At 76.1% G+C, this 12765-nt stretch carries 8 protein-coding genes; 3 read left to right on the top strand and 5 right to left on the bottom strand.

Annotated elements, in window-relative coordinates; all coding sequences use genetic code 11:
* The first annotated feature begins 55 nt into the window (after nt 1-55).
* The gene (locus tag I003_RS36055; protein ID WP_158688976.1) at nt 56-1366 is read left to right on the top strand and encodes a hypothetical protein; all 1311 of its coding nucleotides are present in this window, start codon (nt 56-58) and stop codon (nt 1364-1366) included.
* Between the two features lie 94 nt (nt 1367-1460).
* On the opposite strand, the gene sucD is transcribed toward I003_RS36055, so the two are convergent.
* The 5 genes from sucD to I003_RS0114265 all read right to left on the bottom strand — a co-directional run bounded on the left by sucD (nt 1461) and on the right by I003_RS0114265 (nt 9434).
* Nucleotides 1461-2345: a succinate--CoA ligase subunit alpha gene (gene sucD, locus I003_RS0114245; RefSeq protein WP_027772143.1), complete on the bottom strand. Its 885-nt coding sequence runs from the start codon at nt 2343-2345 to the stop codon at nt 1461-1463.
* A gap of 21 nt (nt 2346-2366) precedes the next feature.
* Nucleotides 2367-3539 (bottom strand): ADP-forming succinate--CoA ligase subunit beta, encoded by a 1173-nt coding sequence (gene sucC / locus I003_RS0114250; RefSeq protein WP_027772144.1) that lies wholly within the window; start codon nt 3537-3539, stop codon nt 2367-2369.
* A 194-nt stretch (nt 3540-3733) separates the two neighbouring features.
* The gene (locus I003_RS32240) at nt 3734-5185 is read right to left on the bottom strand and encodes a VWA domain-containing protein (RefSeq protein WP_027772145.1); all 1452 of its coding nucleotides are present in this window, start codon (nt 5183-5185) and stop codon (nt 3734-3736) included.
* A gap of 89 nt (nt 5186-5274) precedes the next feature.
* Nucleotides 5275-8184 carry a DUF5682 family protein gene (locus I003_RS0114260; protein ID WP_106966293.1) on the bottom strand — a complete coding sequence of 970 codons (2910 nt, stop codon included), beginning with the start codon at nt 8182-8184 and terminating at the stop codon, nt 5275-5277.
* 74 nt (nt 8185-8258) lie between these two features.
* Complete coding sequence (locus I003_RS0114265) at nt 8259-9434, bottom strand: ATP-binding protein (protein ID WP_027772147.1); 1176 nt, start codon at nt 9432-9434, stop codon at nt 8259-8261.
* 147 nt (nt 9435-9581) lie between these two features.
* On the opposite strand from I003_RS0114265, the gene I003_RS0114270 reads away from it, so the two are divergent.
* On the top strand, nt 9582-11036 hold the full coding sequence (locus tag I003_RS0114270) for an SWIM zinc finger family protein (RefSeq protein ID WP_027772148.1): 1455 nt from the start codon (nt 9582-9584) through the stop codon (nt 11034-11036).
* A gap of 22 nt (nt 11037-11058) precedes the next feature.
* Nucleotides 11059-12756: a DUF5691 domain-containing protein gene (locus I003_RS0114275; protein WP_051368249.1), complete on the top strand. Its 1698-nt coding sequence runs from the start codon at nt 11059-11061 to the stop codon at nt 12754-12756.
* The last annotated feature ends 9 nt before the right edge of the window (nt 12757-12765 follow it).

A 12765-nucleotide genomic window follows, 5' to 3' on the forward strand; every position in this document is an offset into this window, starting at 1 on the left:
ACCCGATTTGCCCTGGTAACGCGCGTTTGTCCGTCGTGTTGCCCACGATGGTGCCATGGACCCTGACATAGCGCCGCACGGGCCGCCCGTGCCGGTCGGGCCGCGCGAGAGGCGCCGGCGGCGGCGCGGGCGGGGGCGGGCGGCAGAGCTGGACGACACCCAGGAGATCCCGGTCCTGGGCGGGGCAGGGGCCGGAGCGGGAGCCGGGGCGGCAGGGAAAGGGACCGCGGCGGGGGCCGGTGCGTACGGGCTGGGGACGTCGGGCGGGACGCCCCGGAACCGGCCCGCCGCGGGCCGGGCGTACCGGGTCGGGGCCTACGGCGCCAGGGCGTACCGCGCCGGACGGCGGGCCGCCGCCGTCCGGGACTCCGCGGCTGCCGCCGACGCGTCCGCCGCCGCGGAGGCCGCGTACGACGCGCTCTACCAGCGGTGCGCCGCCGACGTCACCCGGCACACGTACCTGCTCGCCGGCGACCACGCCCTGACCCGCGAGGCCGTCGAGCACGCCTTCCACCTGGCGTGGGAGCGGTGGCCGGAGGTGGCCTCGGACCGGGACCCGCCGGGGTGGCTGCGGGCTGCGGCGTTCGCCTACGTGCTGGAACCGTGGGAATGGCTGCGCGCCCGGTGGCGGCGACGGGCGCGGCGCGGGCGGCGCCCGTCCGCGAACGAGGATCGCGGGGACGAGGATCGCGGGGACGAGGCGCACGGGGACGAGGCAAGCGGGGAGGAGGCCCGCGGGAAGGAGGAACAGCGGCTGTTCGCGGCGCTGCAGACGCTGCCGGAGTCGTACCGCAGCGCCGTCGTCGTCTACGACGTCGTCGGGCTCGACCTGCCCGAGGCCGCCGCCGAACTGGAGGCCAGCACGCCCGCCACGGCCGGGCGGCTCACGCACGCGCACGAGGCGCTGGCCGACGCCGTGCCGGAGCTGAGGGCTCTTCCGCCGCGCGAGCGGGCGGAGGAGCTGCGCGCCCGGCTGCGGCGGTTCGCCGCCGCGCAGCCGGTACGCACGCTGCCGCCCGGCGCCGTCCGCCGCCGCAGCGAACTCCGTACGGACCGGCAGTTGCGTCGCTACGCCCTGCTGGCCGCGGCCATCTTCCTCACCGCGGCGGTCGTCTCCGCCCTGGGCGAGTTCGAGACCCGCGACAAGGCCACGCCGCCGGCGCCGCCGTGGCTGACCGGCCGGGCCCTCTGGCCGCCGGTGCCGGACCACGGGGCACCGCCGGTGCCGGTGCACCTCACGCCGGCCACCCCGGGCGTTCCGGGCGACGTTCCGCGCGCTCCGCGGCCGGCGCGCGGGCCCGCCGACACGCCCCCCGGCGGCCGGTACCACCCGTCCGCGGGACCCGTCCGCGGCACGCCGCGTTGACCGGCACCGGCCCCCTGCACGCGAGAGCGGACCCGCCCCCGAGGGTGCAGGTCCGCTCGCGCGTGGAAGGAAAGGCCCTCCGCGGTGATCCGCGTCAGCCCGCCAGCACCTCGCGGGCCAGCCGCGCCGTCTCCGACGGCGTCTTGCCGACCTTCACGCCCGCGGCCTCCAGGGCCTCCTTCTTCGCCTGGGCCGTGCCCGAGGAGCCGGAGACGATCGCGCCTGCGTGGCCCATCGTCTTGCCCTCGGGGGCGGTGAAGCCGGCGACGTAACCGACGACGGGCTTGGTCACGTGGGCCTTGATGTAGTCCGCGGCCCGCTCCTCGGCGTCGCCGCCGATCTCGCCGATCATCACGATCAGGTCGGTGTCGGGGTCGGCCTCGAAGGCTTCGAGCGCGTCGATGTGGGTAGTGCCGATCACCGGGTCGCCGCCGATGCCGACGCAGGTGGAGAAGCCGATGTCACGCAGCTCGTACATCATCTGGTACGTCAGTGTGCCGGACTTCGACACCAGGCCGATCCGGCCGGGCTTGGTGATGTCCGCGGGGATGATGCCGGCGTTGGACTGGCCGGGGGTGATCAGACCGGGGCAGTTGGGGCCGATGATGCGCGTCTTGTTGCCCTTGGCGCCCGCGTAGGCCCAGAAGGCGGCGGTGTCGTGGACCGCGATGCCCTCGGTGATGACCACCGCGAGCGGGATCTCGGCGTCGATCGCCTCGATCACCGCGGACTTGGTGAACTTCTCCGGCACGAAGATGACGGTGACGTCCGCACCGGTGGCGTCGATGGCGTCCTGCACGGAGCCGAAAACCGGGACCTCGGTGCCGTCGAAGTCGACTTTCTGGCCCGCCTTGCGGGGGTTGACCCCGCCGACGATGGTGGCGCCGGACGCGAGCATCCGCCGCGTGTGCTTCTGGCCCTCCGAGCCGGTCATGCCCTGGACGATGACCTTGGAGTCCTTGGTGAGGAAGATAGCCATGGTTTCTTCTGTCCTCTGTCCTTACTTGGCGGCCAGCTCGGCGGCGCGGTCGGCGGCGCCGTCCATCGTGTCCACCTGCTCGACGAGCGGGTGGTTCGCGTCGCTGAGGATCTTGCGGCCCAGCTCGGCGTTGTTGCCGTCGAGGCGCACGACCAGCGGCTTGGTGACGTCCTCGCCCTTGCTCTTGAGCAGGTGCAGGGCCTGCACGATGCCGTTGGCCACCGCGTCGCAGGCGGTGATGCCGCCGAAGACGTTGACGAAGACGGACCGGACGTCCGGGTCGCCGAGGATGATCTCCAGGCCGTTGGCCATCACGTCGGCGGAGGCGCCGCCGCCGATGTCGAGGAAGTTGGCGGGCTTGACGCCGCTGTGCTTCTCGCCCGCGTACGCGACGACGTCGAGGGTGGACATGACCAGACCCGCGCCGTTGCCGATGATGCCGACCTGGCCGTCGAGCTTCACGTAGTTGAGGCCCTTGGCCTTCGCCGCGGCCTCCAGCGGGTTGGCGGCGGCCTTGTCCTCGAACGCGTGGTGGTCGGGCTGACGGAACTCGGCGTTCTCGTCCAGCGACACCTTGCCGTCCAGCGCCAGGACGGTGCCGTCGGCGGTCTTGACCAGCGGGTTGACCTCGACCAGGAGGGCGTCCTCCTTGACGAAGACGGTCCACAGCGTCTGCAGGACCTCGACGACCTGGTCGGCGATCTCGGAGGGGAAGCGCGCGGCGTCGACGATCTCGCGGGCCTTGGCCTCGGTCACGCCCTCGTTGGCGTCGACGGGGATCTTGGCCAGCGCCTCCGGCTTGGTGGCCGCGACCTCCTCGATGTCCATGCCGCCCTCGACGGACGCCATGGCGAGGAAGGTGCGGTTGGCGCGGTCGAGGAGGTACGACACGTAGTACTCGTCGGCGATGTCCGCGGTCTGGGCGAGCATCACCTTGTGGACCGTGTGGCCCTTGATGTCCATGCCCAGAATCCGGCCGGCCTTCTCCACGGCGTCCTCGGGGTCGGACGCGAGCTTCACGCCGCCCGCCTTGCCCCGGCCGCCGGTCTTGACCTGGGCCTTGACGACGGCGCGACCGCCGAGCTCCGCGGTCACCTGGCGCGCCGCCTCGGGCGTGTCGATGACTTCGCCGGCCAGCACCGGTACACCATGCTTGGCGAAGAGATCCCTCGCCTGGTACTCGAACAGATCCACGCGCGTCCGTCCCTTGTGATTCAGTCGTGTCGCGTTGTAATGGCAGGGTCGTCTTGCAGGTTAGCCCTGCCTGACAGCACGTCCTAAATCCGGGGTCACACCGGCGCGGTGAGAACGGTCACAGGTGGATGTCCCGCGTCCGCGGGTACGGATGGGGCACGGGGGGACCGCTCTCACGTCGCGCTCCTGCCGCCTCACGGCGCCGCCGGAACGGGCAGCGGGCGGCCTTCCAGCGCCGCCGCCATCACCTCCGGGAACAGCTCCGGCGTGCAGGCGAACGCGGGGGCCCCGAGGGCGGCGAGCGCGGCGGCGTGATCGCGGTCGTACGCCGGCGCCCCCTCGTCGGAGAGCGCCAGCAGCGCCACGAACTGCACGCCGGACGCCTTCATCGCGGCGACCCGCTTCAGCATCTCCTGGCGTATGCCGCCCTCGTACAGATCGCTGATGAGCACGACCACGGTGTCCGCGGGGCGGGTGAGGCGCTGCTGGCAGTACGCGAGCGCCCTGTTGATGTCCGTACCGCCGCCGAGCTGGGTGCCGAAGAGCACGTCCACGGGGTCGCTGAGCTGGTCGGTGAGGTCGACGACGGCGGTGTCGAAGGCGACGAGGCGGGTGGCGAGGGAACGCATGGAGGCCAGGACCGCGCCGAAGACGGAGGCGTAGACGACGGAGGCGGCCATGGAACCGGACTGGTCGAGGGCGAGGACGACTTCCTTGCGGACGGAACGCCCGGCGCGCGCGTAACCCACGAGCCGTTCGGGAACGACGGTGCGGTGCTCGGGCACGTAGTGCTTGAGATTGGCACGGATCGTACGGTCCCAGTCGATGTCGCGGTGCCGTGGCCGCTGCACACGGGCCGCCCGGTCGAGGGCGCCGGTGAGGGTGGCGCGGGTGCGGGCGGCGAGCTTGCGCTCCAGATCGTCGGTGACCTGGCGGACGACGGTGCGGGCGGTCTCGCGGGCCTCGTCGGGCATGGCCTTGGCGAGGGAGAGCAGCGTGCCGACCAGGTGCACGTCGGGCTCGACGGCGGCGAGCATCTCGGGCTCCAGAAGGAGGGAGGCGATGCCGAGGCGGTCGATGGCGTCGCGCTGCATGACCTGCACGACGGGCGTGGGGAAGTACGTGCGCACGTCGCCGAGCCACCGGGCCACCTGCGGCGCGGACCCGCCGAGCCCGGCCTTCCGCCGGGAGCCGCGCCCGGGCTCCTCGGACTTCCCGTAGAGCGCGGCGAGCGCCCGGTCCATCCCGGCGTCGTCCCCGCCGAGCGGCTGCCCGGTCCCGTCTCCGCCGCCTTCGCCCCCGAGCACGAGCCGCCACCGCCGGAGCCGCTCCCCTCCGGGGGAGGGGGGCCCGGCGTCGCCGGCTCCGGCGGGCGGAGCCGGGGTGCGGTTGCCGGTGGACGGGTCGGCGGTGGAGCCGGTGGAGGAGGACGAGACCGCCCGGCCGGCGGGAGTGGCGGCGCCGGCACCGACGGCGCCGGCGGGGTCCCGGAAGCCGGAGGCGGGAGCCGGGGTGGCGGCGGGCCATGCGGGCGCGCCGGGGTGCGGGGCGTCGACCGGGGGTGCGGGGGCCGGGTGACGCGGGACAGCCGCCGCGGGGGCCTGCGGGTCCGGGACCGTCCCGGTCGCCGTACCGGCTTCGGGCATCGGGGTCTCCTCGTCTGGCGTGTAAAGGTATGGCAGTGGACTGGCCGCGGGCTTTGGCTCGTTGACGTCGCCGGGGGCGGGGTGCCCGGTCACGGCCCCTCCTCCGTACCGAGGAGCGCGCGGAGCGTGGGCAGGACGGCGGCGGCGCGGGCGGCGTCGATCTCCTCGGCGAAGCCGGGCAGGCCGTCCGGTTCGGCCGGGCCCGCGGCGGAGGCGCCGCGGCGCACCAGTTCGCCGATGGCACGCCGGGCGCCCGGCTCGTACTCGGCGAACGTCCGCCGCAGCAGCGGCAGCACGTCCCTGAAGGCGTCGCCGGACAGCCCGGTCAGCCAGCCGTCGACGAGCCCGAGGAGCCGCTCGTCATGGACGAGAAGCATGCCGCCGTCGCCGCCGAGGAAGCCCTCGACCCACGCGGCGGCGTCCGCGGGCGGCACGGCGTGCGACAGGGCGAGACTCATGGCCCGTTCCGCTCCTCCGGCGGACATCCGGCCCCCGTCGAGGAGCAGCCGCACGGCCCGGCCGCGGATGAGCCCGGGCACCGCGTCACGGCTCCCCAGCACCCGCAGCGCAGCGGCCCACCGCCCGCGCAGCGCACTCGCCTCGGCACCGGCCGCCACCGGCACCACGGCGGCCCGTCCGGGCCGCGCCCGGGCAGCGCCCGGATCCCACTCCGCAGCGGACGCGCCCGGCGCACGGCCGCTTCCGCCGTCGCCCGCGGCCTCCGTCTCTTCGGCTGTCTCCCCTTCCTTCCCCGCTTCTCCGTACCCACCAGCCGCCGGCCCCGGGTCCAGCAGCGCCACCGCGGCGTGTACCGCGTCGACGTGCGTGCGCATCTCCTGTGCACCGTCCAGGTCGAGCCCCGCGCAGGCGGCCGGGAGGCCGACGCAGATGCGGTCGGCCAGGCCCGTGGCGACCTCGGCGAGCGCCGCGGTCCGCGTGCCGCGCACGTCGCCGTAGCGGACCGCGCGGGCCAGCGCCGGGAGTGCCTGGGCCAGGTGGCCGACGTCCGTGTCGAGCGCGGCGCGGTCGGCGAGCGCCTGCATGACGACCGGCAGGGCGTCGGTCAGTTCGGCGAGCAGGCACTGCTCGGCCAGCGCCGTCACCTCCGCCAGCGAACCGGCCTGCGCGGCCTCGTACTCGGCCTTGGCGGTCGCCGCCGCGAGCACCGTCGTGCCCCAGAGCGCCGCCTCCACGACCCGGACGGACAGGTCCGGCTCCCACCGCAGGCTCCACGTCTCCCGGAACGTGCCGGTGCTCGGCCGGGAAGCCGACGGCACGCCCCAGTCGATGCCGAGCAGCCGCAGCCGGTGCAGCAGGCGGCTGCGCCCCGCGTCGGTCTCCTTGCGCAGGTCGAGCTGCAGCTCGCGCTCCCCGGCGGCCGGTTTGAGCCGCAACGCCCGCTGTGTACGGGCCAGATCCCGCTGCAGCGGCACGGCGGGAGCCGTCTCCGGCACCTCGCCGAGCGCGTCGCCCACGACGAGCCGGTCGGCGACGAGCGCCAGCGGCACGTCCGAGCCGTCGCACATCACGGCCCGTACGGCGTCCAGCGTCTCGGCGAGGCCGGCGAGCGGGCGGCCCCGCATCGTGGCCAGCGCGGTGGCGAGCCGCACGGCCTCGATGACGTGCGCCGACGAGATCGTGCGGCCCTCGGCGCGCAGCAGGTCGGCGACCTTGACGAACCAGCGCTCGATGGGACGGTCGGGCACCTCGAAGAGATGCGCGTACCAGCCCGGGGAGTCGATACCCGCCCCGTAGCCGCTCTGCCGCGCCAGCCGCCGGTGCGTCCACGGCACCCAGGCCACCTCGGTCTTGACCTTCGGCAGGCCCTTGAGCAGGCGGCGGTCGGCCGTGACGGTGGTACGGGCCCGCAGCGCGGGCACGTGCCAGGCACCGCAGACGACGGCGACCTGTCCGCCGAACTCGCGCCGCGCCTCCCGCAGCCGCAGGCGCATGTGCGCTTCGCGCACCAGGTCCCTGTCGTGGCCGCCGTCGCCATACCGCTCCCGCAGCGCACCCATCGCCTCGCCCAGCGCGGCGAACGTCGCGGCCACGTCACCGCCGCCGGCGCGGGCGTGGGCGTCGGCCGCCTGGCCGGGCGAGGCCGGGGAACCGGTGGAGCCGGACGGGGCGGCGCCGTCCGCGCCCCGGGACCGGTTCGGGGCGCCGGGGGCGGCCGGCGCCGCCGAGTCCTCCGCTGCGGTCGCCGGTCCCGCGGAGGGCTCGACGTGCCGCGGCACGCGGTGCTCCACCGCGTCCTCCCACCACCGCTCCGGGTCGTCGTAACCGGCGGCGTCCGCGAGGACCGCGAGCGGATCGATGCGCAGCGCCTCGGGGTCGAGCGCCGCCGGCTCCTCTCCCCCGCCCGCCTCGCCGTCCCCGCCGCCGGCCGGCCCCGCTTCCTGCTCTTCCGGTGCCGGCCGGCCCTCCTCCGGTGCCCCTTCCGCTCCCGGACCGCCCGGTGCCGGCCGGCCGGCACCGGCCGTCGCGAGGGTGTGGGTGGCGGGCAGGTCGATGAAGCGGACCGGGACACCGTGGCGCAGTGCCCAGCGGATCGCGACCCACTCGGGCGAGAAGTGCGCCAGCGGCCAGAAGCCCGCCCGCGCCGGCTCGTCCACGGCGTGGGCCAGCAGCGCGACGGGCGGTCGCATGTCCTCGTCGCCGGCCAGCCCGACGATGGCGTCCGCCTCCGGCGGACCCTCGATCAGCACGGCCCGCGGCCGGTACGCATCCAGCGCAGCCGCCACTTGGCGCGCGGATCCGGGGCCGTGGTGCCGTACGCCGAGCAGCAACGGCTCCACGGCCGCCGCCCCCGCCCCGTTCGCCGGACGCCCCTCCTTCGCACCGGCCGCCACCCGCTCCCCCTCCACGATCCCGGCTCTCCCGCCCACGCGTTCCGCTCCCCTCCCGGCCACGCCCTGCGCGGCTCCCCCGGCCGCGCGCCTCGTGGCCTTCTGCTCCGCACCGGCGAACTCCTCGCCCGCGTACGCCGCTTCCCTCACCCCCGCTCCTTCTCCCTCTCCTCTTTCTTCCGGGCCGCCACCGGCCCTGCGCCCGCGGCGGGCGCCCGGTGCCGTCACGCCGTGATGTCGCGGCATGCGCGGTAGAAGTCCTTCCAGCCCTCGCGCTCGCGCACGACCGTTTCCAGATACTCCCGCCACACCACGCCGTCGGCCGCCGGATCGCGGACCACCGCGCTCTGCACGCCCGCCGCCACATCGCTCGCGCGCAGCACCCCGTCGCCGAAGTGGGCCGCCAGTGCGAGGCCGCCGGTGACCACGGATATCGCCTCGGCCGTCGAGAGCGTGCCGGACGGGGACTTCACCTTCATCCGGCCGTCGGCCGTCTGACCGTCGCGCAGTTCGCGGAAGACCGTGACGACCCGGCGGATCTCGTCGACCGCCTCCGGGACGGGCGGGAGCTGGAGGGAGGCGCCGATCTGCTCGACGCGCCGGGTGACGATGCCGACCTCGTCCTCGGGGGACGCCGGCAGCGGGAGCACCACCGCGTTGAAGCGGCGGCGCAGCGCGCTCGACAGTTCGTTGACCCCCCGGTCGCGGTCGTTGGCCGTCGCGATGACGTTGAACCCCCGGACCGCCTGGACCTCCTCACCCAGCTCCGCGATCGGCAGGGTCTTCTCCGACAGGATCGTGATGAGCGAGTCCTGCACGTCGGCCGGGATACGGGTCAGCTCCTCGACCCGCGCCGTCATGCCCTCCGCCATCGCCCGCATCACGGGGCTGGGCACCAGCGCCTCCCGGCTGGGACCCGCCGCGAGCAACTGGGCGTAGTTCCACCCGTAGCGGATGGCCTCCTCCGGCGTGCCCGCCGTCCCCTGCACCAGCAGCGTGGAATCGCCGCTGACAGCGGCGGCCAGATGCTCCGAGACCCAGGTCTTCGCCGTGCCGGGCACGCCGAGGAGCAGCAGCGCCCGGTCCGTCGCCAGCGTGGCGACCGCCACCTCCACGATCCGGCGCGGGCCGACGTACTTGGGCGTGACGGCCGTGCCGTCGGGGAGCGTGCCCCCCAGCAGATACGTGGCCACCGCCCACGGCGACAGCCGCCAGCGCGGCGGCCGGGGCCGGTCGTCCGCGGCGGCGAGGGCCGCCAGCTCATACGCGAAGGCGTCCTCGGCGTGCGGCCGGAGCGCGGCGTCCGCGGCCCCGGGCCCCCCGGCGCCCGCGGACTCCGCGGGCCGGCCCGCCTCCGCGGTTCCCCCGATGGCCGCGCCTGCCCCTGTCGTGGTCGTCATCGTCCCCTCCTCGCCGACTCGGTCGCAGCCGCCGCCCGCTACCGCCGCAGCGCCTGCGGAAACCACCTTGCCGCACGGCACTGACACCGCTCCCGCGCCTGTGGATATCGCAGGTCAGGGCCGTTGTCAGTGGGGGGTCGTAGCGTCGTGGGCATGGAGGGGCTGAGCGAACGGTGGAGCGTCGATCAGGTGTGGGGGCTGGCGCCTGACGCCTCGTCACGGACGGCGGGGAGCAAGCTCGCCGCGGCCGGGCCGTGGGCGGAGTCCGGGGCCGCGGGCGCGGCGGTGTGGGGGCTGTGCCGCGGGAGCGGGAGCAGGCCGTATCAGACGGTGGTGGATCTGCAGGGTCCGGCGTACAGGTGCAGTTGCCCGAGCCGGAAGTTCCCCTGCAAGCATGCGCTGGGGCTGCTGCTGCGCTGGGCGCAGGGCGAGGTGGCCGAGTCCCCGGCGGACACCCCGGTTCCGCAGTGGGCGGCCGAGTGGCTGACGAGCCGCCGCGAGAAGGCGGAGCGGAAGGCCGCCGCCGGGCCCGCGGCGGAGCGGGTCCCGGATCCGGCCGCCGCGGGCGAGGCGAGCCGGCGCGCGGAGCAGCGGCGGCAGCGGATCGCGGCGGGGGCCGTGGAGTTGGAGCAGCGGCTGACGGACCTGCTGCGCGACGGGCTGGCGTCCGCGCCGCGGGGTGCGGTGTGGGAGGAGACGGCGGCGCGCATGGTCGACGCGCAGGCGCCTGGCCTGGCGGCGCGGGTGCGCGAGCTGGGGGCGCTGCCGGCCTCGGGGCCGGGGTGGCCGGCGCGGCTGCTCGCCGAGTGCAGCCTGATACACCTGCTGGACCAGGGTTTTCTGCGGCTGGACGAGCTGCCCGGGCCGCTGGCCGCGACGGTTCGCGCGCGGGTGGGCCTCACGGTCGACGCGGCGGGGCTGCTGCGCGGCGGCACGCTGCGGGACGACTGGCTGGTGCTGGCCCAGGAGGACGCCGACGACGGCAAGCTGGTCACGCGCCGCATCTGGCTCCACGGCGCGGGCACGGAGCGGATGGCGCTGCTGCTGGCGTTCGGGGCCGCGGGCCGGGCGCCGGAGCAGTCGCTGCCGACGGGGCTGGTGCTGGACGCGGAGCTGGCGTACTACCCGGGGGCGTATCCGCTCCGCGCGGCGCTGGGCACGGTCCACGCGGGCCCGCGGGCCCCCGAGGGGGGCGGTGGCCGGGGGCGGTCCATGCCGCCGGGGGCCGGGATTGCGGAGGCGGTCGCGGCGTACGGGGCGGCGCTGGCGGCCGACCCGTGGCTGGAGGGCATACCGGTGATCCTCACGGACGTGGTCCCGGTGCCCGAAGAGGGCGACGAGGGCTGGCAGTTGGCAGAGCGCGCGGGCGACCGCGCGCTGCCGTTCCACCCGGCCGCGGGCCGCGGTCCGCGCGTGTGGCAGCTTCTCGCGGTGTCGGGGGGCGGCCCGGTGACGGTCTTCGGTGAACTCGGCCACCAGGGCTTCCGCCCGCTGACCACGTGGTCCGCGGGCACGGCGGTCCCGCTGACGGGTGCCGCGGCGGTGACGGCGGGAGCGGCGGCGCCGATAGCGGCGGCGAAGGGAGGGGGCGCATGGCGCTGACGACGAGTGGGGAGGGGGCGGCATGACCGCCGGGGTGCAGGACCACGTGGAGAACCCTTCCGCGGGCTGGGGGGAGTTGGTCGCGGCGGCCGTCGTCGGGGCCGGGCGGCGCGGCATCGACGAGGGGGCGCTGCTCGATGCCGCCGCCGCGGCTACCGTGCGGCGGCGTGCCGGGGCCGTGCCCGGCCCGGCGCGGCGGCTGCCCGAGCCCGCCGCGCACGATCCCCGGCCCCGGCTGCCCGCAGCCGCGCGGCGGCGGCTCGCCGCGCTGCTCGCGGACCGCTCCGGCACCGGCGGCAGCCGCCGCGGGCCGACCCCCGACCTCGCCGAGCTGATACCGGAATGGCTCCGGCTCGCCGCCGCGTGCGGCTACCAGTCGCCGCCCGAGTTGCTGCCCGCGCTGCTCGACGCCGCCCGGGCCCGTATCGACCTGCGGCCCCACGCGCTGGCCCTCGCCGGGCCGCGCGGGCTGTGGCTGGCCGAACGTGCGCCGCAGTGGGCGCCGCTGCTCCGCGACGGCGCGGCCGGGCCCGCCCTGCCCGACCCGCGCGACGCGGACGCCGTCCGGGCCCTGTGGCAGGAGGGCCCGCGGACCGGCGGGCCCGGGAGCAGCCAGGTGCGCGGCGCGCTCTTCGCCGAGGTGCGCCGGGCCGACCCGGCGGGCGCCGTCGAGCTGCTGGCCTCGACGTGGTCCGCCGAGAAGGCCGAGGACCGGCTCGCGTTCGTGGAGCTGCTGCGCACGGCGCTGTCCCTCGCCGACGAGCCGTTCCTGGAGAACGCTTTGACCGATCGCAGCCGCGGCGTACGGGCCGCGGCGGCCGAACTCCTCGCCGGGCTCCCCGGTTCCGCGCTGGCCGGGCGGATGGCCGCGCGGGTGCGGTCGCTGGTGGTGCTCGACCGCAGCGAGGAGCCGCCGGTCGTCGCGGTGGAGGCGCCGTACGAGTGCGATGCCGCCATGGAGCGGGACGGGGTGGTGGCCACGCCGCCCGCGGGCATGGGCGAACGGTCCTGGTGGCTCGGGCAGGTGGTCGCCGCCGCACCGCTGGCGGTGTGGCAGGAGGTCTTCGACGGCCGTACGCCGGAGGAGGTCCTCGCGCTGCCCGTCGCCGACGGCTGGCGGCCCGACCTGCTCGCCGCCTGGAGCCGCGCCGCCGCCCGGCAGCACGACGCGGCCTGGGCCCGCGCCCTCCTCGGCACCGCCCCGACCTCTCCCCCGAACGAACCGCCCGCCTTCACCGCCGGCCCGCCGGGACCCGCTCCGGTGCCCGCCGCCGGCGGCACGACAGGCGGCGGGGAGCACGTGCCGGGGCGCGATCCCGCGCGGCTGCTCACCGCGCTTCCCGAGGCGGAACGGGCCGCGTGGGTGGCGGAGTTCATCTCCGCGCACGGCCTGTCGGAGGCGTTCCGCCTCCTGGGCGCCTGTGCCGTGCCGTGGCCGGAAGAGCTGGGCCGGGCCGTGGTCGACGCGCTGGAGATCGCGCGCGACGGCGGCAGTTACCCGTGGAGCTTCAGCGGGGTGATGGGCCTTGCGGAGCGCTGCCTCGACCCCTCGTACGCCGCCCGCCTCGAACCGCTCGCCGCGATGCACGAGGAGGCGGAGGAGAGTTCGCCGGGCGCCGCCGGGTACTGGTCGGAGGCGTTCCAGCGGCTGGTGGCCACCTTGCGGATACGCGCCGCGATGCGCGACGAGCTGACCACGCCCGCCGCCCTGCGGCCCTGAGGGAGGCGG

The organism is Streptomyces sp. CNQ329 (assembly GCF_000482585.1).

Bases quoted from the DNA above. Each gene is read 5' to 3' on its own strand.
- sucD (WP_027772143.1), bottom strand. From the start codon at position 2,345: ATGGCTATCTTCCTCACCAAGGACTCCAAGGTCATCGTCCAGGGCATG.
- I003_RS0114265 (WP_027772147.1), bottom strand. From the start codon at position 9,434: ATGACGACCACGACAGGGGCAGGCGCGGCCATCGGGGGAACCGCGGAG.
- I003_RS32240 (WP_027772145.1), bottom strand. From the start codon at position 5,185: ATGCCCGAAGCCGGTACGGCGACCGGGACGGTCCCGGACCCGCAGGCC.
- I003_RS0114275 (WP_051368249.1), top strand. From the start codon at position 11,059: ATGACCGCCGGGGTGCAGGACCACGTGGAGAACCCTTCCGCGGGCTGG.
- I003_RS36055 (WP_158688976.1), top strand. From the start codon at position 56: ATGGACCCTGACATAGCGCCGCACGGGCCGCCCGTGCCGGTCGGGCCG.